The 22,735-nt window shown below is 63.0% G+C and carries 18 protein-coding genes; 7 read left to right on the plus strand and 11 right to left on the minus strand.

Annotated features, from left to right (window positions below):
• Positions 1-178: 178 nt before the first annotated feature.
• The 3 genes from SLQ31_RS09035 (at position 179) to SLQ31_RS09045 (ending at position 3,673) form a co-directional block, all read left to right on the plus strand.
• Positions 179-2,158, plus strand: coding sequence for a DEAD/DEAH box helicase family protein (locus SLQ31_RS09035; RefSeq protein ID WP_319431580.1), 1,980 nt, complete (start codon positions 179-181; stop codon positions 2,156-2,158).
• Positions 2,158-2,778, plus strand: a complete 621-nt coding sequence (locus SLQ31_RS09040) for a hypothetical protein (RefSeq protein ID WP_319431582.1) — start codon at positions 2,158-2,160, stop codon at positions 2,776-2,778. Before SLQ31_RS09035 ends, SLQ31_RS09040 begins: the two co-directional genes overlap by 1 nt.
• Before the next feature lie 82 nt (positions 2,779-2,860).
• Positions 2,861-3,673, plus strand: a complete 813-nt coding sequence (locus SLQ31_RS09045; RefSeq protein WP_319431584.1) for a hypothetical protein — start codon at positions 2,861-2,863, stop codon at positions 3,671-3,673.
• A gap of 342 nt (positions 3,674-4,015) precedes the next feature.
• On the opposite strand, the gene SLQ31_RS09050 is transcribed toward SLQ31_RS09045, so the two are convergent.
• The 4 genes from SLQ31_RS09050 to SLQ31_RS09065 form a co-directional block, all read right to left on the minus strand.
• The gene (locus tag SLQ31_RS09050) at positions 4,016-6,106 is read right to left on the minus strand and encodes a zinc-ribbon domain-containing protein (protein ID WP_319432967.1); all 2,091 of its coding nucleotides are present in this window, start codon (positions 6,104-6,106) and stop codon (positions 4,016-4,018) included.
• The gene (locus tag SLQ31_RS29475) at positions 6,106-9,075 is read right to left on the minus strand and encodes a zinc-ribbon domain-containing protein (RefSeq protein WP_413641601.1); all 2,970 of its coding nucleotides are present in this window, start codon (positions 9,073-9,075) and stop codon (positions 6,106-6,108) included. Before SLQ31_RS29475 ends, SLQ31_RS09050 begins: the two co-directional genes overlap by 1 nt.
• A 293-nt stretch (positions 9,076-9,368) precedes the next feature.
• Complete coding sequence (locus tag SLQ31_RS09060; protein WP_319431588.1) at positions 9,369-12,068, minus strand: hypothetical protein; 2,700 nt, start codon at positions 12,066-12,068, stop codon at positions 9,369-9,371.
• Positions 12,065-13,315: a hypothetical protein gene (locus SLQ31_RS09065; protein WP_319431590.1), complete on the minus strand. Its 1,251-nt coding sequence runs from the start codon at positions 13,313-13,315 to the stop codon at positions 12,065-12,067. Before SLQ31_RS09065 ends, SLQ31_RS09060 begins: the two co-directional genes overlap by 4 nt.
• Positions 13,316-14,300: 985 nt before the next feature.
• Here SLQ31_RS09065 and SLQ31_RS09070 point away from each other — a divergent pair.
• On the plus strand, positions 14,301-15,806 hold the full coding sequence (locus SLQ31_RS09070) for a PGRS repeat-containing protein (RefSeq protein WP_413641604.1): 1,506 nt from the start codon (positions 14,301-14,303) through the stop codon (positions 15,804-15,806).
• Between the two features lie 26 nt (positions 15,807-15,832).
• A complete protein-coding gene (locus SLQ31_RS09075; protein ID WP_319431594.1) occupies positions 15,833-16,594 on the plus strand; it encodes an SDR family NAD(P)-dependent oxidoreductase in 762 nt (253 codons plus the stop codon).
• 17 nt (positions 16,595-16,611) lie between these two features.
• On the opposite strand, the gene SLQ31_RS09080 is transcribed toward SLQ31_RS09075, so the two are convergent.
• Positions 16,612-16,932, minus strand: coding sequence for a hypothetical protein (locus SLQ31_RS09080; protein ID WP_319431596.1), 321 nt, complete (start codon positions 16,930-16,932; stop codon positions 16,612-16,614).
• Positions 16,933-16,936: 4 nt separating this feature from the next.
• On the opposite strand from SLQ31_RS09080, the gene SLQ31_RS09085 reads away from it, so the two are divergent.
• A complete protein-coding gene (locus SLQ31_RS09085; protein WP_319431598.1) occupies positions 16,937-17,074 on the plus strand; it encodes a hypothetical protein in 138 nt (45 codons plus the stop codon).
• 251 nt (positions 17,075-17,325) lie between these two features.
• On the opposite strand, the gene SLQ31_RS09090 is transcribed toward SLQ31_RS09085, so the two are convergent.
• The 5 genes from SLQ31_RS09090 to SLQ31_RS09110 all read right to left on the minus strand — a co-directional run bounded on the left by SLQ31_RS09090 (position 17,326) and on the right by SLQ31_RS09110 (position 20,133).
• Entirely contained in the window at positions 17,326-18,111 is a 786-nt protein-coding gene (locus SLQ31_RS09090) for an MBL fold metallo-hydrolase (protein ID WP_319431600.1), read from the minus strand.
• 12 nt (positions 18,112-18,123) lie between these two features.
• Positions 18,124-18,636 carry a carboxymuconolactone decarboxylase family protein gene (locus tag SLQ31_RS09095; protein WP_319431602.1) on the minus strand — a complete coding sequence of 171 codons (513 nt, stop codon included), beginning with the start codon at positions 18,634-18,636 and terminating at the stop codon, positions 18,124-18,126.
• A gap of 5 nt (positions 18,637-18,641) precedes the next feature.
• The gene (locus SLQ31_RS09100; RefSeq protein WP_319431604.1) at positions 18,642-19,166 is read right to left on the minus strand and encodes a VOC family protein; all 525 of its coding nucleotides are present in this window, start codon (positions 19,164-19,166) and stop codon (positions 18,642-18,644) included.
• Positions 19,163-19,804 (minus strand): TetR/AcrR family transcriptional regulator, encoded by a 642-nt coding sequence (locus SLQ31_RS09105; protein ID WP_319431606.1) that lies wholly within the window; start codon positions 19,802-19,804, stop codon positions 19,163-19,165. Before SLQ31_RS09105 ends, SLQ31_RS09100 begins: the two co-directional genes overlap by 4 nt.
• A gap of 80 nt (positions 19,805-19,884) precedes the next feature.
• Complete coding sequence (locus SLQ31_RS09110) at positions 19,885-20,133, minus strand: hypothetical protein (RefSeq protein ID WP_319431608.1); 249 nt, start codon at positions 20,131-20,133, stop codon at positions 19,885-19,887.
• Between the two features lie 148 nt (positions 20,134-20,281).
• On the opposite strand from SLQ31_RS09110, the gene SLQ31_RS09115 reads away from it, so the two are divergent.
• Positions 20,282-21,280 (plus strand): cutinase family protein, encoded by a 999-nt coding sequence (locus tag SLQ31_RS09115; RefSeq protein WP_319431610.1) that lies wholly within the window; start codon positions 20,282-20,284, stop codon positions 21,278-21,280.
• A 20-nt stretch (positions 21,281-21,300) separates the two neighbouring features.
• On the opposite strand, the gene SLQ31_RS09120 is transcribed toward SLQ31_RS09115, so the two are convergent.
• Complete coding sequence (locus SLQ31_RS09120; RefSeq protein WP_319431612.1) at positions 21,301-22,461, minus strand: LLM class flavin-dependent oxidoreductase; 1,161 nt, start codon at positions 22,459-22,461, stop codon at positions 21,301-21,303.
• Positions 22,462-22,735: the final 274 nt, after the last annotated feature.

Here is a 22,735-nt window from a genome sequence, read left to right on the forward strand (position 1 = left end):
TCTCTGTAGCTGCGATGCTGCGTCATCGAATGTCCCTGCGCAGCAGGTTACTTCATGCGGATTTCTAGTTTGATCGCCCGCTCAGATAGACGGAAGCCGAAAGTGTGCTTTACACATGGTCGGTCATGCTTCCTTGAAGTTGATGGAGAGGAGGAACACCCATGGTCCAGTCGAAAGAATGCTCAACCTCAATGGCACTGACGGCCATGGTCATCCAGTGAATACGGGGGCAGAGACATCCGATGGTCGCGACGGTGACGTGAATGCACCGGGGCTGCGACGCGATCCACGCCGCCTCTTTAGCGCGCATCAGCGCACCGAGATTTCGAGCCGCCAGCATCACGCCTGCGTGGAGTGCAGTGAAGATCTCCCCGACGTCTTCCACGTCCACCATGTGATTCCATGGAGCGAAGGTGGTTGCACCGACATCGATAACGGTGTTGCCGTTTGCGCGGAATGCCACCTGCGCGCCGAGGTCCGAGAGTTGCCGATCTTTGAACCGCGCCGTTGGCAGCGTGAAGCTGTCGACCGTGTCCTGCCGCTGTTGCGTGCTGGCGAGTTCGCCACTGTGAGCGCCGCGCCGGGCGCAGGTAAGACTTTGTTTGCTTCGTGGGTGTATCGGCAGCTGCTCGACGGCGGCGACGTTGGTCGCCTGGTGGTGTTCGTCCCGAACGCGAATCTTCGCACCCAATGGGCCGATGAGGCCAAGGCACTCAACGTCTTTCTCCATGCAAGGGGTACCACGGAGAGGCGCGGCTACGACGGCATGGTGATGACCTATCACGCGCTGTCGGATGCGGTACAGGTTCAGCAGATTATTGCCGACGCGGAGGAGGAAAGCACCGTGTTTGTTCTGGACGAGGTCCACCACCTTGCGAAGGACCAGAGCGGGCAGGCCGGCTCGTGGGCGGTCAACGTGGCGCGCATCGTCGGTAGCCACAACAACCCGCGCCACCGTGTGCTCAACCTGTCCGGCACCTTGTTCCGGTCGAACCGCCAGGAGCGGATTTCCACCATCCGCTACGAGGTGGTTGGTGGTGACCGCATCGATACCATCGCGGACTACGCGGTGACGGCCGGCGAACTCATCCGCGAGCGGCAACTGCGCCACATCAAGGTTTTGGGCTTCGACGCCGACATGCATTTGGACGCCATCGATCTGAGCGAGTTCGACGACAATGACATGATCCGCGCGGTGGACATTAACGCCGATAGCAGGATGCGGGGTCCGTTGATTCGCAAGATGGTGCGCGACGAGCGGTATCTCGATGGCGTGATTCGCGAAACTGTTAGGCGCCTGGGGCATTCGTCGGTCGCGTTGGAGGGCGCTGCGGTCAAAGGCCTCATCATCGCCGACAGTGTTCATCACGCGGAACAGATTCACGCCATGCTCGCGGCCGAGGTGGGCGCACGCAATGCATTTATCGCGCATGGCCAGATGTCCTCGGCCGAGGCTGAGATTCAGCGGTTCCGCATGTCCAGCGAGCAGGCCATTATGGTCGCGGTACAGAAGATCACGGAGGGTTTCGACGTTCCGGACATCTGTGTGCTCACTTATCTGCGGTCTTGGCGTGCACCGCTATTCATCAATCAGATGGTAGGCCGGGCCATGAGGGTCACCAAACGTGAGCGTGATCTTGGTCTGATCCTGCCGGCGACAATCTTGGTGCCCAACGATGCGGCAATCAAGGCGGCGTTCGCGGATGTGTTGGTGGGCGCGATGCGTGTCCTGGATGCGCCCGCAGATCCGTGCCTGCGGTGCCACGCGCTTGTATGCATCTGCCCGCCGCGACCTCGGGCCCCGCGCCCGTGGGACCCGGCAGAGAAAATCTGTTCAGGATGTGGATACCCGTGGAGAATGTGCACCTGTGACTGCGAGCGCTGTGGGCTGACGCGTGCCACAGGCTGTGTCTGCTGTCGAGCCGAGAATTACCCCGTCACCGTTGAAGTCGTCGGCGAGGGCGAGGTAGTCCACGTCTCGGTGGACGGTGCCGAAATCGATCTGCACATCGTGCACGCGTTACACGGAGCTCTGGACCAGATGGGTATCCCAGAGGTCCACCTCGAGCAGGCAGCAGCGGCATTGCAGCTGCAGATGCGCAGCGACCCGATGACATTTCTAACGGCGCTACGCGGTCAGGATCAGGAGCACCAGTAATGGCTAGTTACGAGAAGGTCGTCGACCTTGTCAGCAAAGTACGTAACGCTCGCTACGGCGAGATGGTCAAGTATCTCGAAGCTCTCATCGATTCAGGTGATTGGCGTGATTTCAGCACGCCAGCCGGTACCCGGTTTCAGTTCCGCGAGTGCGAGTTCGACTATTTCCTTCTCGCGCTGGAGGTCGACCCGACAATTGTCAGGCATGCCTACCTGTACGCCGACGGCGTGGACGGACTGATGGCCAAACAGCTGCGGCTGGCCGACATCACCGGTCGGGGCAAGGCCGCGGAGGGCGACCGCCGACCGTGGAAACAGGTGGCCGACGATTTGGAGGGTGAGCCATCGGGGGCGGCTGCCCGGATTCGTATGGCGCGGGACAACGCGGGGGATTGGTTCGTAACGCAGCGAACCGGAGAGCTGGCGAGGGATCCGATTCGCCGGCGGAACGTCGAACAGGGCAAACGGGTGCACCGAGATCGCCCGAACGCCAAGGTCTGGCGGGTGCGGTGGTCGGACGATAAATCGACCGCCGATGCTATAGCCGAGAAGTTGCTGGCAGAGCCTGATCTGGCCGCACAGGTACAGAAGGTGCTGAACGCATCGACGCCGTGGAACTGATGATCGGAATCATGGACACTATCTGGCGACGGTGGCTCGGGAGGGCCGAGGCGCCTCCGCCGGTCAAGCGTCGGCCACGCAAATGACCGGCAACGCCCACCTGCCGGTGCTGCAGCGTCTGATCGGGATGACGCGCGGCGTGGACGCGACCCTGCAGGACCCGTGGATCATGCCGAGCGCGAACGACGCGGTGAAGTTCGACATCCAAGTCGCCGCTGACATCGCGTGGGATCGGGTCCAGAAGACCGGTGTAGTCGAGGCCGACAGTGGCGGCGTACTCACGCCGCCTTATCCGCTGCTGTGGATGGAGTGTAGCAACGAAGACCGCAACGAGCACATCGTGGCGGTGGTCGAGAGCGACGACAACCGTTTGCTATCAATGCGATTCATCGCCCTGAACGAGGTCGACATGGTCGCCTTCACGTACAGGGTGGCACCCGTGGTCGCGATGGTCGAGATCGACGCGGCAGGCAACTTCCTTGGGTGGTACCCCGAGGGTGGCGAGGAGATTTCCGACGACATCATTGACCTCACCAACAAGGTGATCGGGGTTGTGACGGTCGCGTTGTCGCTAGTTAATTGCCGCAACGTGAAGACGCCCGAGTCGGGTCAGATCAAGATGGCACGCAGCGGTGCCGAGAAGCGTCGAGGGCAGGTCGCGCGGGTTATCCGCTATCACACGATCGTGCTGCCCGGCGGTGGCACCGAGTCCGACGCGCGCACTGGGCGACAGCGAGCCACCGCCGTGCACCGTGTGCGTGGTCACTTCAAGACGTTCACCGAGGAGCGCCCGCTGATGGGCAAGCACGTCGGCACCTACTGGTGGGGCTGGCAGGTGCGCGGGGACTCGGCGCGGGGCGTCATCGACAGCGACTACTTATTGGGTGAGTCGTGAGTGAGTCGTCCCACGAGGAATGGCTGCCCGTCGTCTCTTGACCGATAGCCTGACGGCACGGCGATGTAACTCGATCGCCAGAGTCAGCCGACCCCAAGCGATCAATGGATCGCGACGTTTCGGAGGACCCGTCGTTACTTGCCACACCACCGCGTCAGGCGGGACATCGTGATCGCGATCGGCGAGCCGTGCGACATGGCAATGGTGCACTGGGGATCGACCACGTTCGTGCACCGAAATAGCCGACTGATGATCATGACGGACATCCGCCGCAGTCGTCGGGATCGAAGTTCTCAGAATGCGTTGAGGAGTTCGATTCCGCGGCCATGGAACACGTGAGGACTACGTACGGTTCGAAGACTTGCGGCGACCGCATTCTGGGCAGCCATGCCCTGCGCCGGCTCGGCTATAAATAGCGGCGGCCCAACTATATTCACAGATGGGACAAATCCACCAAGCCTTCTGACGGCTTCCGGGTGTCACGTCGGCGGGTGTTAGTAGGCCATTTTTCTCTGGGTCCCACTGGGCAGCGAGTTCGGGGTGCAGGGTCGCAAGAGACTCGTCGATCCGCCGACGCTTGATGTAGGTTGCGGCGGCATCGCTGCCCCAAGGGCGGTCTGTATTGAGGTAGTCGGCGTACTTGGCGGCCTTAAAACCGAGGCTCTGCAGCTTCAGGAGGACCGCCTTCGCTCGAACGGTTTCGTTCGAGAAGAGCGGCACCACGACGTCGTGTTCGCCGATGGAGGGCAGTCCTTCGCGGACTCGAATGACGGTCCAGCGTTCTTCGATAAGCATGCGTGTCTTGCGCGCATCTTTCTCGGCACTTTCTGGCAGCTTATGAAACCTGTTGCCGTCGAACTCAATTACTAAGTTCCATGCCGAGCAGAGCATGTCGCACTGCAAGACCCGCCCGGATACCTTGTGGATGACCTCGTGGTGCGGGTCGATCGGGACTCCGGCGGCGAGCAACTCGTGCCGCAGGCGGATCTCTTCGAGACTAGTACCCCATAGCGTGCACTGCGGGCAGCCCCGTGCCTTGCGTCGGTTGTTGATCATGGCCTGCCACTCATGTCGTCTCTCACAGAGCCACCACACCGTTTGACCGCTATTCGCAGTGACGTCCGAGGCAGTGAGCGCACCGTTGCGGATGGGATGCCACTGGGCGGCGATCTCTGGATCTCGATCTGCGAGTGACTGTCCGGCACTTGGTGCACTGAAGTCGGCTGCTCGTTGCCGGTCAGCGCAGGCTCGACATCCGTGGCCGCTTGCGCGGCTGTATATTCCTGCCTCCCAGACATTCTCACATATTGGACATTGCCACCAGGCGGTGCGACGACTTCGAGCTGCCACCTCTTCCGGCTTTAGCGGATCATTGAGCTCGGTGTGCCATTCCGCGGCTAGGGCTGGAAACACCTCGGCGAATGAACCGCCGGGCTTTGGTTTGGCATTGGCGCGTCCGGCTCTGCGCCTGCCACATTCGCGGCAGCCAGCTCCTTTGCCACGACTCTGGATAATGGCTTTCCACTCGTGGCCACAAGTGCGGCAGAGCCACCACGCTCGTCGGTTGCTTGAGTACGTGACCATTTCGGGCGTCACGTCGTCGTTGAGCGTCGGGTGCCATTCAACGGCAATTTCGGGGAAGCGATCCGCGAACGATCGGCCGGATCGCGGGACGCTATTCGATGTCTTCGTTTTTCGAGCTACGGGCTGTTTCGAGCCGCGAGGTAGTTTTCGGCCTCGCAAAGCTCGCGCTGCGGCGGCGCGCCCGCAAGGCGGACAACCAGCTCCCGCGGCACGGTTACCGATTGATGCGTCCCAGACGTTCCCGCATTTTGCACACAGCCACCACGCCTTCTCCTTCCTCGAGAAGGCGACGTCCGCGGGTGTCAGGTTCGCATTCAGCGTTGGATGCCACTCCGCGGCGGCAGATGGACAGCGCTCTGCCAGTGAGTTGCCGGGCTTGGGGATTGCCAGTGCCCTGCTGGCGCACTTTTTGCAAGTAGCGCCGTGTCTTCGGTTCGCCACTTGGATTCGCCATTCTTTCCCACAGGTGCGGCAGAGCCACCAAACTTTCTTGTTGCTGGCGTAGCCGACGTCGGCTGGCGTGAGATCGCCGTTCAGTGTGGGATGCCATTCGGCGGCGACCTCAGGTCGCTTCTCGGCCAAAGACTCGCCCCGGCGAGGAATGCCTTTCGCCTTACCTGCGGCGCGGCGTCCACAGGCGGGGCAGCCGCAGCCACCGCGGGTCCGACTATTGATCCGCGCTTGCCATTTGTACTGACACGTCGCGCAGATCCAACCGACCTTCTTCTTACTCCCCGGCGTAGTCATCTTCGGCGTAAGAGGCGCGTTGAGTTCGGAGTCCCACTCAGCCGCGACTTCGGGATAGAGATCGGCAACTGATCCCGCACCATCCTGCTGCTCGGTGACCATCACCGAATCAACCCTGTCTTGGACGGCCTAGTTTGACTGGCCGTGGACCGTTTGGTTGCGCATCGCCGACACCCGGGCCGGCCCGGAGTCGCTTGCCACTCGTGAGCGCAGTCGGGGCACTGCCACCACACCCTGGTGTGACTGTTTGGCTTCAGGTCTGTGGGCTCGAGACCTACATTTTTGCTTGGATGCCAAAGCACTAGCAGTTCGGGCTTGACGTCGGCCATCGAGCAGCCCGGTCTAGGGCGCCGCCGGCTAATGCTGAGATGGGCCGAGGCGCATTTCTTGCAACCGTGGCCCCGGAGGGCCCGCGTGTCGATTCTTGCGCTCCACTCATGACCGCACTGAGAACACCGCCACCACGCGAGTTCCATGCTGTTGCTCTTTAGCGACTTGGGTGACAGCCCTGGATTTCTGTCATCGATCCACTCGCGTGCGAGATGGGGGTGAGTGTCTAACAATGATGCCCCAAGCGACGGCTTCTTACGAGCGCTGCCAGCCCGCCTTGCCGAACAACGACGACAGCCTGCACCGGTTGAAATCCGTAGCCCCGGACTGCGTTGCCACTCGCGTCCGCACTTACGGCATTGCCACCAAACGGGTTTAGTGGAAGTCTCTCGGACTTGCGTCGGAAGTAGATCTGCGTTCTTGGTGGGGTGCCATTCATTGGCGATCGCTGGATGGAGGTCACCAAATGAGTGGTCCGGCTCGGGCATATTGATCTGCTCAACGCGTCTCTTCGCCGCGCATCGTCGACATCCGGTACTTCTTGGTGTGCGCGTTGACCATTCGTTGTGGCAGTCAGGGCAGAACCACCAAAGTTCAACGGTGGTGCCATAGTTTAGTTCCCAAAGCGAAGTGTCGCCGTTCTTCGTTGGATGAAAGATTCGTAGAAGCTGTGGGAACATGTCGGCGACTGAGCGCCCTGGTTTCGGCTGTCGACGAGCGGCGGCACGACGATCGCGGGCGCAATTGGGACACCCGCTGCCATCGCCGGTGCGTTTCTTTGGTGCAGTCTTCCAGTCATGTCCGCAGGATGAGCAATGCCACCACGCCCTATCTCGTGATCCGGGGTTGGTGAACTCCGGACGGCGGTCGCCGTTCAGGCTTGGATGCCACTCGGCTGCAATCTGGGGGAACAGCGTTGAGAGGCTGCGAGCGAATCGCGCTTGAATCTCTTTGTCAGCTTCGGCGACTGCCCACAACTGTGGGTCAGCGCAATACCGTTCGGCGTGCGCTGGTGCGTATCCGAGCTGCTGAATCCGTTGCAAGACAGCGTTGGCAGCGCATTTTGTGTCCCTGCCATCGGCAATCATCACGTCTTCTGGGCGCAGTTGTTCAAGAGGTGCCGGACGAACTCGGATCACTCGCCAACCCGCAGCTTCGAGAGCTTGAGTCTGGCGAATGTCGCGCGCCGCCGCGTCCACGCCGAGGTGAAATTGCGATCCGTCGAACTCGATGACAATCTGGTAATCGAGAACGACGATATCGGCGTTGACGGGACTTCGGCTCGGGACCGGTATGCGGTCGTGATTGTGGACGACCGGACACCCTGCCGCCTCAAGCTCATGAGCAAGTCGGATCTGTTGTTGCGACGTACCCCAGGTGCGGCATTGTGTGCAGCCACTCCCATCCGGTTTGGCCCGATTCACGATGCGCGCCCGCCAGACATGGCCAATTGGGCATTGCCACCAAGCCAGAAACGCGCTTCCCAGGGAAAATTCATGTGGTTGGCGCCCTTCGTTGAGGGTCGCGTGCCACTGCTGTACGAGATCGGGCCGCAAGTCACCTAGCGAATCCCCATCGGCCGGAAGATCGCGGCAGTCGGGGCACCCAGTCTTATCGGTGCCGGTCCTCGCGTACACATGCGCCTGCCATACATGACCACGCGCGCAGATCCACCACGCCCGGAGGTCGCTACCTTGTCTAAGTTCCTGTGGGCTGCGATCGTTTTGGGTGGGATGCCACTCAGGCACCAGAGCGGGGAACAAATCCGCTAGCGACCGGCCCGATTCGGGTCGATCGCGTTCTGCGATCCTCTGTCGGTAACTGCAGGGGGCGCAACCCGTTTTGCCCGCCGTCCTGTTGGCCGGTGTGGCTCGCCACACGAAGCCGCAGTCAGCGCACACCCACCAGGCCTTCTTCTGAGATCGCGGCTTCACTGTGTGGGGATCCAGGCGCCCATTGAGCGTGGGATGCCAGTCGGCCACCACGTTTGGGTGCAGAGCCGCAAGAGACTCACCACGAGCAGGCATATCTGAATCCGGGCGGTGACACACCGGGCACCCTCGACGCTTCCCCGCTGTTCTGGTGGTGATTCGCGCTATCCACTCATGTCCGCAGCTCGAGTCCGGGCATCTCCACCACACCTCCTCCTCAGAGTCCGAGGCGTAAGAGTCGGGACCTCTAGCGTCATTTCGCGTGACGTGCCATTGCTCCGCGACGCCAGGGTGTGTATCGCTCAATGCGCCGCCACGCAGAGGATGTGCGCCGACGGGGGGTCCTGCGCATTGGGGGCACCCTCGATCAGTCCGTGCATTTCGAAACTCCGGCGGTAGTGCCCACTCATGCTCGCATTTGTTGCAGGTCCACCAAATGTTCTGACCCCAACCGACAGGAGTCGATTTGGGCGTTAGTGGCTGGTTCTTGGTGGGGTGCCAATCGGAAGCTAGTGACGGCGCGCGCTCGGCGATCGAGTCTGCGGGTGTTAGTTCTGCTTGCGCTTGGATTCGCTGCTTACGCCCTCGATTGCAGTCCACACAGTTCAGCGATTGTTTGACAGTCCTGTTGTTGATGATGGCCAGCCACGCTGCGCCGCACCGGCCGCACTTCCACCACACCTTGTTGTTGTTGCCCGGCGACACGTCGGGGGGTTTCAGGTCACCGTTCTTCGTCGGGTGCCACTCATCAGCTTGGGCTGGGAACAAGTCAGCGAGAGAACATCCAGGCTTCGGGCCGCCACGCGGCATCTGATCCCCTTTTCGCTAAAGGCTCGCGTTCGCTGAGCACGAAACTGTCTGTGGGAGTGGCAGGTTGGTCTGACACCGGGCGAAGGCCACTCGCTCTGGACGTCGGGTGGTTCCGTCGAACTGACCGGGCACCTTCGCCTCCACCAATATCAAGGAGTCGTTGACCCTTGCGTGTAAAGGCGCACGAAGGTTTCGTTTCTTGAGATGAACGGCGGCTCCTTTGGATCTGTCCGAGCATGCGGGCCGGGTGCGCAGATATATCGGCGATATAAAGCGGCTGCCGCGTGTGCTAATCAGGCCGTAGCAGCCTCTGAGGGGAATAGGTCTGCCAGAACTCCAGATCGCGCGGCCAGTGCCTCCAATTCTTGACTGCTGACCTCGGCGGGAGTGGTGAGCAAATCCTCACCTTTGTCTGGTAGGTAGTCGATCGATCCGTCAGTCTGCAGGATGACCCGCCAATTTCTGTCGGTCGAATAGATCGCGACGCCGTCGCACTTGCGGTATTGGCGCATCGCCACGCCAAGACGCGGCGTCCGAGGGTCGATGAGCGGATTATCGATGCCCGCAACTTCGACGCGGAATTTGATTTGGACTGACCCAGGTGACGGCTTCAGGCGCACTGACGACAGTCCTAGTTCTTCGGCCTGCCGCTTGCACCATAGATCATCATCAATGAAATCGATTGCCGCCGTGAGGTCCTGGTCGATTTGATTCGGTGTGACCGGGGCACCTGTCACTTTGGTTAAGAACTGGGCGGTGACGGCGGATGGGTCGAGGAGTCCATGCGCGAGAGCGGCGGTAATTACGCCTTGGCTGGCGATGATTCGTCCCCGTCGGTTGCTAGGCCCGCGCCGGATCATCAGCCAGCAAAGCGCAGTGGCGGCTTCGGCGAGTTCCGCAATGGTGTCCTGTCGCACCTTGTCGTAGGTGGGGCGATCAAGACGATCGAGCCAACCATCCCCGGTGTCGGTGCCCGCGAAATTGCGTAGCCAACGCAACCACAATTCATCCAGGTCGTCCGGCGTCAGTTCGATCAGTGTCGGATCAGCTGCCGACTTAAAGCGAAGGAAGGTGAGCGCGGCGGTGATCATGTGGAAGTTGCCCGCCGGGGCGAGCGGGTCTATCCAAAGCAGTCTTGGATCAGACTGGGCATCGGCCCAGCGTCTCAACACGTTCCGTGCGCGCACTCGGATCCGTGTGGCCTCCGCCCAGCGTCGTGGATTCTTGGAGGCGTCATCTGCGGCCTCGTCCGGCGGCGGTGTGGAGTCTGGGTCGAGAGCGATCCGGAGAATCTCGCCGAGGACGGACTTGGCGCTTCCGTGGCCGGGCTGTTGCGCCGGCGCACGTGCACCGAACGCTTCAAGCAGCTCGATCAAGGGTTCATCGGCATTTGACGAGCGGTTGCCCCAGAGCCGCGCGTAAATGGCAACGCGCGGATCACGTCCAAGTTTCTCCTTTTCGAGGCGTTCCCATAGATCGTCGTCTTCCGTGGGATCACCTACGGAGACATCACCGCTTGCAGCCGATGCACTCCCGGAATTTTCGCTGATGTCCATGACCATGTTGCAGTGCAACCATGCGATCGCCGAACCGAGTGGCGTGTTGGTGTCCGCGCTGTTGAACTCGACGGGAATCGCCTTGTCGGATCGAGTGTCCCCGCCGTACAGGACACGAGCCAGACTAGCCGGGTCGTCTACGACGACGCGGTTCGACAGTATTGCGCCGCCCGGACCGACTATTTGTACGAGCCGACCATCGATAGGTCCCGCGGTATGCGCAGTGCCTCGTTCGTTTCCCTTGATTAGCTGATGGGTAGTTTGGAGGTCGTCCAACAACCATTCGTCTGCAAATTCCTGCGCTGTTGTGACCTCGACGTCCGAGTCGGTAAGGGTCGCACGGAGGAGTTGCACGGGGGGCGCTGGCGTCTCGTCGACTGTAGAAAAAGTCAGCGAAACGAGGTCCTCGATGTCACGAATAACGACTGCCGTCTCCGGTGGGTGGAAAACCTCCCGGAGTTCATCCGGCCCGTACTCGCTTGTGATGGCCAGCTCGACGTTTCCCTGGTCTGCGGATTGGGTTAGCGCCGCGCGAGAGAGGTTGGCTGACCCAGAGAGCAGCCATCCGCGGTCCTGGGATATCGCGCCAATCAACTTCGCGTGGACAAATTGGTCGGGCTCGTAGGCGGCGATCCGAACGTCGGCGCCCAGGCTGTCGAGGCGCTCTTTGAGACGCTCGCCGTTGACATTGGTCGACGTGGTGATGAACAAAGTGACTCGTTGCGGGTTGAGCAGGTCGAGCAGTCGGCCTGCCGCGGCAGCGTCTGCGTCGAAGAATGGCGCCGCCAGTAGCAGCTCGTCGACATGCTTGCCTTTCCCCACTCGGTCCACGAATTGGTCTGCAATTGGCCGTTCGAGGTTATGTAGGAGGGGTGATTCAGTGGCTCCGTTTGCTGCCCAATTCGCAACGCCAAGACGGACTTCCAGATCCCGGAAGCGGTCGGCGACTGCCGTGTCGTCGGTGAACTCGACAAGCCGGCGCAGCCAGCTAACCCATGCCTGGATAACGAGGTCATCGCTCGCCGACCCCGATCGGAAGATTGAAAACACCTCGCGGCCGTCCGACAATCCTCCGATCGAAAGGTTTCCAGAACCCACCAGCAGTACCGCGCCGCCGCTGTGGACCGAAAGATAGGTCTTCGGATGGAACGCGCCGCCTCCTGGGGATACGCCTCGAAGGAGCCATCTACGGTTGACTGCAACGAGAGCATCGGTCTGCTCTGTTGGGATGCGTTGTAGCGCGGCGCTTAGCCGGTGATGGTCCGCCAGCACAACGACATTCAGCGGGGGATCGCCCAGGCGTGGAAGCAGGTATTCGTTGAATAGGTGCAAGTCCAGGCTATAAGTCGTGGCCCAGAATGCGGAGACATTGTTTCTGAACAGATGATCGATGGGCTTGACGGTCTGTTCGTTTGCGGACTCTGGGTGCGCGGTCATCCAAGGACGTCCTGGATGAACCGGCGTCCGTACGCTGTGAGCGACGGGATGCCGTTTAGCCTTTCCCAGAAGCCGAGATCCTGCGTGAGCGACGCCAACGGCTCCCGCCGAATCGATGAGAGCGGGAAGCGACCTATGCCCGTGTCGTAGAAGTGTAAAAGTCCTTCTTCCCAACGGAATCTGAATGTGAATTCAGGAAGCTTGGAATAGGCGATGTTCTCGTGGACCGGAAGTACAAATCGCGACACAAGCCACCACAGAGTCGCCCCGATCGTCGGATCCGTAGCTAAGTGCGCGTCAAGCGCTACGAAAACAGCGGCCATTGACGGCTGCCATGCGGACCCCACCAATAGCGCTTCGCCCCAGCCCCGGCCTGTCATACGCTTGGCCCGGCGTGAAAGCTCCAGCAGGACAATTAGTCCCGATGCTGCAGTATCTGAATGTCTGGTGTATAGACGCAATTCATCGAGCCGAGCATCGGTCACATTGACCTGAACTGTGTTGTCTGACGCACCAGGCATGGTAGTCACCGATAGATTCGCGGCAAGGTTTTGGGTGAGCCGATCGCGCAGAGTCTCTGGGTGTCCGGTGAAGAGGTTTTCGGCAAGTTCTTTCACCTCGTGCCACGCAAGATCCGCGTCAGTGCTACGGGTCAGGGCGAGGCCCGTCCGGCAGAATTCTGACCACACCGAACATAACGCTTCCTGCCACACGTCTTTGGCGATGAGTGCCGCCCACTGACCCGCAGTCATTTCGTGTAGGCCGCCGTGGATGTTGGCAGGTGACCAAAGTGCATCTCGGTACGCTGTCTCCGCGTCAACTACGGCGGGAGTGTCCCGGACCAGTGTGAGATAGTGCGCAACGCTTAGCCGTCGCTGTTGCACACCGCGGTCTGCGAGTTCAATAGGTTGGCCATCTGGGCGCGGGTCTTCCTCGAAAATTGCCGCGCGGATGGCATCACGCTCCATCTCGTGCTGGTCGAGGCGGCAGAGGCACACGGCCTCGGCGAATTCATCGATGACATCTGTGGGAATCGCATTTTCAGTCGTCATCCACTGCCTGTAATACTGCGTTCCCGCGATCGCTTCACGCATCTTTACGGCGAGATTGGTGGCGCGCGGTGAATCGCGAATGACATCTATTGGGATCGGCTCGTCGCCGAGCATCGTGCCAGCACCGGCAACGACGCCGAACGCGATTAGTGGAGTCCGGTAGTACAGCCCATAGCCACCCAGACTGCTTTCCACCGATTCGCCTCGTGCGAAGGGTCCGGGGCCTTGGGAGACTTTGCCTAGTCGGCGCGCCCCGACGGGACTTGACTGGCAGCGCGGACACCGTTGCACTGCGAGCCCAAAGTCCCACTCCCTTCGCCGCAAAAATGCCGACAAACTAGCTTGATCGGCGGGAAAACGCCTCTTGCGGTACTCGTCAAGCAGAAATGCGTGGAACGACAGGTACCGGGCGCGCCTCGTCAACTCCATGAGACCAGGCAAGAGGACCGGCATCAGCCCGTCCTGTGTGGTGGTCTGCAAGCCGAGCGGGTCTCTACCCTCTCTGACGTCTAACGATGCAGCGATCCACTGCACCGGCGGCCCATGAACCGTGACCTTCGGCTCCCTTCGGTTCGCGCGACGACCGTGACGATCGCGACGTGTGAAGGATAGGTTTTCGCGCCGCTTAGAGCTGTGAATTGAGTGAAAGCTCATGTGGCTGTCGGGCCGGAGCAGGCGCGGGCCGGGCACATTTTGGGCACATTCGATCGCAAAAGTGCTCAATTCTGGTGAATCACAGTTCATGTTATTTCGCAGCTCAGCGCCGTTTCGGCTAAGAGACCAGCACCCCAAAACGGGTTCAATTCCCGGCAGCTCCACCGAAGTAGGAAGGGCCCCCAGCAATGGGGGCCTTTCTTGCATCACGGCGCGGGTGCTTACGGACCAGCGGAAACTCGCAACGGTATCGGCCCACTGAGATAGATTTTTCGTAGTGTGCGGCCCCGGATCCGCTGTCTAAATCGTGAGGTGGCGGGGCGCAAGGCCCCGCGACGAGCGGTGACACACTGAATGGGGGGCCGCCATGGCCGGTGAACGTCAGGTGAAGGCTTCGGCCCGGGGTGGGGCGGGATGCACGAAGGGTCGCCACCGCGCCGCGCACCGTCATCGTGAACCGTATGTCTGGCTTGGGGCGGGCGCGATCACCCTGGGGGTGGGTGCGGCACTGGTAAGCGGGTCGGGGGTGGCCAACGCTGACACATCTTCGCCCGCACCATCTCCGCACTCCAACGCAAGCCAAGGCAAGAGCTCGACCGAGGCGGCGAGCCGCCCCGGCGGTAACAACAGCTCTAGCGTCAGTAGGACTTCGACCGGCAGTTCACCTCGAGTGGCTCAAGCAAGACCGGCGACCAGAGTCGCAGGCAGGACGCCGCAGCACACCGGCCTGAGCCATCAAGCACCCGTCACCGCGACGGCCATCGCCTCGACGACCATCGGCAGGAGCCCGTCAGCCGCGGCGGCGGCCAATCCGTGGCAAGCGTTACAGCAGAACGTTCTCAACGCGATCAACGCCCCCACCGAGGCTCTATTGGGTCGCCCACTGATCGGCAACGGTGCTAACGCAGCGCCAGGGACGGGTCAGAACGGCGGTGCCGGCGGTCTGTTGTGGGGCAATGGCGGCAACGGGGGATCCGGCGCAGCCAACCAATCCGGCGGCCGCGGCGGGGCTGCCGGGCTGTTCGGCAACGGCGGCAATGGCGGCGCGGGCGGTTTTATTAGCGGCAGCTCACCCAGCGTCGGCGGCGCCGGTGGGGCCGGCGGAGTGTTCTTCGGCAATGGCGGTGAGGGTGGCCCCGGTGGGACCTATTTCAGCGCAACCCCAGGCGGCCATGCCGGTGCCGGCGGCGCGGGCGGGAATGCGATCGGGCTGTTCGGTAATGGGGGCACCGGCGGTGTCGGCGGGTTGGCACAGGGAACCGGTATTTCGGGGACCGGAGGCGCTGGCGGACATGGCGGCCACGGCGGCCTGTTGAACGGCCGCGGCGGTGCCGGCGGTGACGCCGGGATCGGCGTGACCGGCGCCGTCGGTGGCGACGGCGGGGCCGGTGGGATGCTGAGCGGCTCGGGCGGCGGCGGCGGCAACGGCAGCGTCGATCAACACGGCGGCAGCGGTGGCCATGCCGGCCTGACCGGCAACGGGGGCACAGGTGGTGGGGGCGGCAATGGCAATGGCGCGACCACGCCCGCCGGCACCGGCGGCACCGGCGGCACCGGTGGCACATTGTTCGGCGACGGCGGCCGCGGCGGCGTCGGTGGACAACATTTCAACGGTTCCAAAGGTGGCGTCGGTGGAATCGGCGGCAACGCCATCGGACTCTTCGGCAACGGCGGCCACGGCGGCAACGGCGGACAATCCACCAACAGCGCCGGCGGCATCGGTGGCGCCGGCGGCAACGCCAAGGGATTGGTGGGCAACGGCGGCAGCGGCGGCACAGGGGGTAGCGGCGCGTTCACCACCAGCGGCGGCAACGGCGGCAACGCCGCACTGATCGGCGGCGGGGGCAATGGCGGGAATGCCGGTTACGGTTTCAACAGCTCCGGCGCCTCAACGAAAGGCGGCACCGGCGGCAATGCCCAGCTGATCGGCAATGGCGGCGCCGGCGGCGACGTCTACTTCGCCAGCAACACCGTCGGTGAGGGCGGCGACGGCGGCTTGTTACTCGGGGTGGTTGGGCCAAACGGGTTGTAGCGACCCGAAACCCATCGCCGGCCGCCGTGAACCGCCTCCTCGGGAAGTCCGCCGTCATCACCGGTGCTGCGTTCGGCATCGGCCGGGCGACGGCCGAAGTGTTCGCACGCGAGGGTGCGCGGCTAACTCTGACCGATATTCAGGGTGACGCGCTACTGGCGCTGGCCGATGAATTGCGGAGCGCTGGCGCGCAAGTCGAGACAGTCGTCGGTGACGTCTCGGTCGAGGACGACGCCCGGCGAATGATCACGGCGGCGGTCGACCGCTTCGGCGGGCTCGATGTGCTGGTGGCCAACGCCGGCATCATTCCACTCGGCGACGTGCGGGAGGTGAGCGTCGCGGGCTGGGACGAGGTGATGGCCATCGACGGGCGCGGCATGTTCCTCACGTGCAAGTTCGCGATCGAGGCGATGCTGACGAGCGGTGGTGGCGCCATCGTCTGTCTGTCTTCGATTTCCGGACTGGCCGGCCAGAAGCGACAGGCGGCCTATGGCCCCGCCAAGTTTGTCGCCACCGGGTTGACCAAGCATCTGGCGGTCGAATGGGCAGACCAGGGGATCAGAGTCAATGCAGTTGCGCCCGGGACGATTCGGACCGATGCAGTCAAGAGGATTCCGGACAAGCCCGGCGGTGCGGAATACCTGGCGGAAATCGAGCGGATGCACCCGATGGGTCGACTCGGCGACCCGATCGAAGTAGCAAGGGCGATAGTCTTTCTCGCCTCCGATGACGCGTCCTTCATCACCGGTGTCGTATTGCCCGTCGACGGGGGATACCTGGCGCAATAGCGTCCGGAGAACAGCGCCTAGAACCACAACCCCGACGTCAAGATCGAATAGAAGAAGTAGATCCCCAGGGGTATTTCGATAGGCAGGGCCACGACGAACAAGACGCCCCCCACGAGTTGCCCGATCCGGCCGAGCATGGCATCGACCGCTCTGCCGACCGTCTGAATGACGGTGTGGACCGGGTTGATGAGGGCAGTTTGGACGGCATGCACGACATCGAAGTTCTGGATTGAACTGCCCAGCGCGACGAAGCGCCCGAGTAGATCGTAGAGGGCGCTCGGCGCCGCGCTTGCGTGAGCCGTCGACTTCGTCACGCGCAGTGGGCCGGCCGAGGACACGCTATTGACCACTCTCGCAGCGGGTCTGGCGTTGTGGCTCGGGGCCGCCACCGCGGTAACCGTGCTCGCCGCTACCAGTGCCGCGGACTTTTTCGGGCGCGGCGCGGCATGGGCGACCGGCCTGGCCCGGCTCGGAGAGTGACTCGCCGACACGGTATGACGCGTTGACGAGCCTGTCCCGGCACTGTCCGCGTTCGCCACTGCCGTACCGCAACCCAGCGCAGCGGCACCCATTCCGATGGCGAGCGCGCCCGCGCCTAACCAGGCCGCATAATGCTGTCGCTTGGCCGTGCCCCGCGCCGTCTGAATGTCAGTAGACATAGCAACCCCCCGGTGTGCTGAATTGTCCGTTGGCGCCGAGCCTACCTCAGCAAATTTGCGTGCGGGAAATATCTACGCGGTGTCGCGGGCCCGCTCGAAGAGTGTCGGGTCGTGAGAGTTGACGACGAACAGGTCCGGATCCTGGCGCTGGTGGAGCTCGGCGATGCGGTCGTGGTTGTCCCGGACCTTCTTCAGGTCCCACGCGATCGCCGATTCCATGACTGTGAGTACCCGAGGCACCCGTGACCGGCCATCGAGGGTGGCCCAGTGATAGAAGGCATCCCCGCAGTGCAGGATCCAGCGGTGGCCGGCGTCGACGGCGACGCACGCGTGACCGCGGGTGTGGCCGGGCAGGGCGATGAGCGCGATCCCGGGCGACACATCGTCGAGTTCCTTGGCCGCGGCGAATCCGCGCCACTTCTCGCCGTGCGGATCGTGCTCGACGATGTGGGGTTCGTGCGACCACTGCGCTGAGCGGTAACGCACTTTCTCGCGCCACGACGGCGGCCTGATCGCGCCCAGCGCTTCGGCCGCCGTGACATGGATCTGCGCGTCGGGAAAGTCCGATAGACCGCCGATGTGATCGATGTCGAAGTGCGTGATGATGATGTGGCGCACGTCGTCTCGTCGGAAGCCGAGGCGTTCGACTTGGTGTGCGGCGGTTTCCCGCTGATCGAGGATCGGCCGCACGAGGTGCCGGCTGGGGCCGAGGCGTTTGGCCGGATCGAGGCAGTCGTGTGAACCGAACCCGGAGTCGACCAGGACGAGGCCGTTGGCGGTTTCGACGAGCAGGACGTGGCACACCATGGGGGCACTCGGCATCTTCATGGTGCCGCAATTGAGGTGATGCACCTTCATGATGAAATCCGTTCAGCCATAGGTGGGTTCGCCTTCGGTGGTCACGTCGAACGTGTTGAGGAAGTTGCAGACCAGTTGGTAGAAGCCAACTGTCATCACCAGATCGGCCAGCTGGGTGGTGGTGAGCAGTGTGAGGGCAGCGTCACGGTCGCTGCCGCTGAGAGTGTGGTCGTCCAGGAGTCGATCGGTCCACGCGAGGATGCCGACCTCGTCGGCGGGCAGCCCATTGGTGTCACCGCTGGCCGCGGCCGCGATCGCCTCGGCCGACAGTCCGGCGTAGCCGGCGATCATCTCGTGTTGGTGTGTTTCGTACGGTGCGGCGTAGCGGTAGCCGACTCGCAGGATCGCCAATTCACGCAGGTGCGGCGGGAGCGAATTGGCTTGGAACATCGCGTCGGCCATGACGAAGAACCCTGGTGCCAGGCCCGGTGAATGCATGACCATGCGATAGACGTTGACCGGCGCGTGCTGCGCGAGGGTGTCCTTGAGGTGCTGGGGCAGGACGTCGACGTCGGAGTAGTCCATGGCGCTCACTCCCTGCCGCGGATCGGGTCGGTGCCGTCCCAATTGGCGGCGACTTCGCGAATGTATTGGAAGAATTGGCCTTTGGGGCCGCTGACATCGGAGATTTCGATGACGGTGCCTTGGGTGGTTTCGGTGTCGAGGTAGGCGAAGCGGCCCTTTTCACCGCCGATGCTGCCTTCCTGCCCGATGGTGTAGCCGTCGCGAAGCGCCTGATCGAGCAGGCTCTGATAGTCGTTGGACCAGTAGGCGATGTGTTGCATGCCTTCGCGGCCGGCGTCGAGGAAGTCCTTGTACATGGATGGCGCGTCGTTGCGCGGCTGGATCAGTTCGAGTTGGACGTCGCCGGAGTTGGCCAGCGCCACGCTCATCTGCATGTCCGATTCGACACCGCGGTAGCGGAAGTAGTCGGTTTGCACGCGGTCGACGTAGAACCACGGCCCGACACCGTGTTTCACCCAGTCGTCCATCGCGACGTCGATGTCGCGCACGACGTAGCCGATCTGGGCGATGTTGCCGAACATTCGGCTCATGATCGATCTTCTTCCTGTTCGGTGCTGAATCGGCGGGTGAGGAGTGCTTCGATTTCGCTTCGGGCTGCTTCGAGGTCGACGTCGTCGTCGATCAGTGATTGCAGTGCCACGCCGCGCAGCACGGCGACGACGACCGTGGCCAGCCCCTGCGGGTGAATCGTGTTGGGCGCCAAGCCCGCACTGATCGCGACCGCGATGCGCTTCTCGATCTCCTCCCGGAACTCCCGATCGGCGGCGACCATCGTCGCCCGAGTGTCGCCGGCGGGGTTGGCGACCGCGTCGGCCCAGAGCACCAGACGTGCCCGGTTGACCGGTTGAAGGTCGGCCATGACGTCGAAGTAGATGCCGATCAGCGTCCTGAGTTCGGTTATGGGATCGGCGGATTCACCGCGATCGAACATCGCGCTACGGAACTGGTGGGTCACGGTCTCGACGAGGCGCTGCATCAACGCGCCTTTGGAACCGAAGTGATGGGTGGCCAGCCCGCGGCTGTAGCCGGCGCGTTCGCCGACGTTGGCCAGGGTGACTCTGGCGGGTCCGACCTCGCCGACCAGGTCGGCGGCGGCGGCGATCAGCCGGCTTTCGGCCTCGGCTCGGCGGACCTCTTGGGTGCGGGGCGCGGCGTTGTCGTCGCTCACGATCGCCTCCGTCCATCAACTAACTTGTTGACTAACAAGTTACTGTGCCACGTGCGACCACGTCAAGAAGCCCGCGATGGTTAGGTCCCGTATTTCACAATCAGCGCCAGCGCGTCGTCGATCTTCTGCTGAACGAATTCGTTATCGCGACCGCGCATTGCCAATCCAGCGCTATAACCGGTCAGCCGAACGACCAGGTCAACGGGATCGTCAACCTCGTGAATCGCGCTGCGAAGCCGCACTTCCCAGGGACCGTCGAGATTCACGCCGTCAAGGCGGCGCCGCACGTCGTCATAGAGGGCGTTCCACGCACGCTCGCGATCACTCATCACGGGCACCTTCGGCAGACACGGGCCGGAGCCTAGGGGCGCCGGGGGCTCGGTGTCGTGCGTAGTTGACCACTCTAAATTCACCCATCCGGGGGAGTGGGACTCGTCACAGATGTTTGCCGGAGCGGGATGCGGGTTACAGGACTGCATGTTGTCTAGCGGCACCCCCGGCTTTCGCGCGGGCAGAGTGCGGTCAGCCGGTCGTTGGGTTGGGCTTGTCGCGGCGGCGCCGTTGTCCGTGGGCGTCCTGCTCATCGCCCCACACACGCTGCCGGTAGCGTCGGCCACCGATTGCGCCGACGTCGAGGTCATCTTCGCGCGCGGCACCGATGAGCCCGCAGGTATGGGTCGGGTCGGCGATGGGTTCGTCGACGCGCTGCGCAAGCAGACCAACGGTCTGAACATTGACACCTACGCGGTGAACTACAAGGCCAGCAAGCTGCAGCTGCACGGTGGCGACGGCGCCAAAGACGCGATCTCCCATATCAAGTCCACGGCGGCGGCCTGCCCCGACACCAAGATCGTCCTGGGGGGCTATTCGCAAGGCGCAAGCGTGGTGGACATCGTGGCCGGCATTCCGGTGGGCGGCATCCCCTGGGGCGATCCTTTACCGCCCCAGTACGTGAACAACATCGCAGCCGTCGCGACCTTCGGCGACGTGGCCACCCGCACGGGCCAAGCGCTGCCGACCACGAGCACACTGCTCGGATCCAAGGCGATCGACCTGTGCAACCCCGCCGACCCGATCTGCCATGCGGGTCCGGGCAACGAATGGAGCGGCCACACCCAGGGTTACGTGCCTGGGTACACCGACCAGGCGGCGGCGTTCGTCGCGGCCAAGCTGTTGGCTGGATACGCCCAGCACTTGCCAGGGTATGGGCCGCCGCCGGGATATGGCTCGGCAACGACGGGATATGGCCCCGCGATTATGGGCGACGAAGCGGACACCGCGATGCATGGTCCGTCAACCGGATACACCGCCGCGACGCCGGCGTACGGTCCGGCGGCTCCAGGGCCCAGCCCGGCGGCAATCGGGCCCAGCCCGGCGGCTCCAGGGCCAAGCCCGGCGGCAATCGGGCCTAGCCCTTCGACGGTCGCCCCGGCCTCGCCATCAACTCAAACTCCGTTGGCCGCCGAGGTGCACTGACCTCGGACGAGGTGCGCCGATTATCGCGGCGTCTTCTTCGCTTCCTGCTCGGCCGCGTGGTCTTCGATGGCCTTGCCGATGGCGTGTGCAGCTCGGTCGACGAACTCTGTCCCGCTTCCGATCACCCAGTCGCGGGAGGCCTGCGGCCCCTCGGCTTGGCCGGTGAAATGTGGCATCACGTACTGCGCGAACAATTCGTAGCTGCGCAGCTTCGCCGCCGGCGGTGCCCAGTCGTGATCGAAGAGCAGGAACGCACCGAAGCCGCCGTTACTCGCCTCGACCAATTCGGAGATCTTGGCGACGGCGTCGTCGGGCGTGCCGATGACCGCGAAGCCCGATTCGTGATTGTTGGCGATGATCTCGGCTGCGGTGTCGCCCTGGACCGGACCCGCGGGCAGGATGTGGCTGAAGTAGCGGGAGAACTCGGCGATGCCGTGCTCGACGTCACGCTCGGCCTGCTCGCGGGTGTCAGCGAGGTGCATCGGCCCGACGAGCCGCCACTTCGAGCGGTCGGCGACGTGGCCGTGCTCGCGCGCCACCTCCTCCCAGGTGTCCCAGTGGTGGGCGAGAAGGTTCATGCCCTGCTTCGCGGTCGCCGCGATCGACAACATGCCGATGCCATGCTTGCCGGCGCCGCGCGGCCCGGTGGGTGAAAAGGACGCTGCGACAGCGACATCGAAGCACGGATCGCTATAGGGCTTCAGCTGCAGGCGCGCGTCTTGAAGGATGAATCCATCGGTGTGCATGGTCACGATCTCGCCGCGAAGTAGCCGCATGATCGCGTCGAGGCACTGCTCCATGCGCGGGCGCTGCTCGTCTGCGGGAATGCCGAGCATGTGTGCATCTGACGTCAGCTGTCCTGGCCCGCAGCCCAGCATCACCCGGCCGCGAGTGAGGTGATCGAGCAGCACCATCCGATCGGCCAGCATCAACGGATTGTGGTAGGGCAGTGAGCTCACGCCTGTGCCGAGCTTGATGTGTTTGGTTCGCTCCGCGGCGACGGCGATCACGACCTCGGGTGAGGCAATGATCTCGAATCCTGCGGAGTGATGCTCGCCGATCCAGGCTTCCTCGAACCCGAGGCGGTCCATCGCCACGATCAGGTCGAGGTCCCGCTCTATCGCGAGAGTGGGGTTCTGCCCCGCCGGGTGGAAGGGGGCCATGAAATTACCGAAGCGCATACGTTGTCCTCACATCGCCGCCCCTTGAATATGCCTCACCCGCACGCTATCGGGTGAGCACCGAGTTCAAGCCCCGCCGAAGCTGCAAAGCCGCGCCAGTAAGCGGGTTGTCCAATCGCTGGGGGAGCGCAAGTCTGCGCGCGACGGGGACAAGGCGACCCAGCCGACGTCGCGTAACGAACGCCGCCATGAACCCGGTGATCAAGCCGAGCACGAAATACGCGCGGACAGGTCGCTTGTTCCGCTGACGTACGACGCCCGCGACGTACCCACC

Origin of the sequence: Mycobacterium sp. RTGN5 (assembly GCF_033804465.1) — a bacterium.
Classification (GTDB): domain Bacteria; phylum Actinomycetota; class Actinomycetes; order Mycobacteriales; family Mycobacteriaceae; genus Mycobacterium.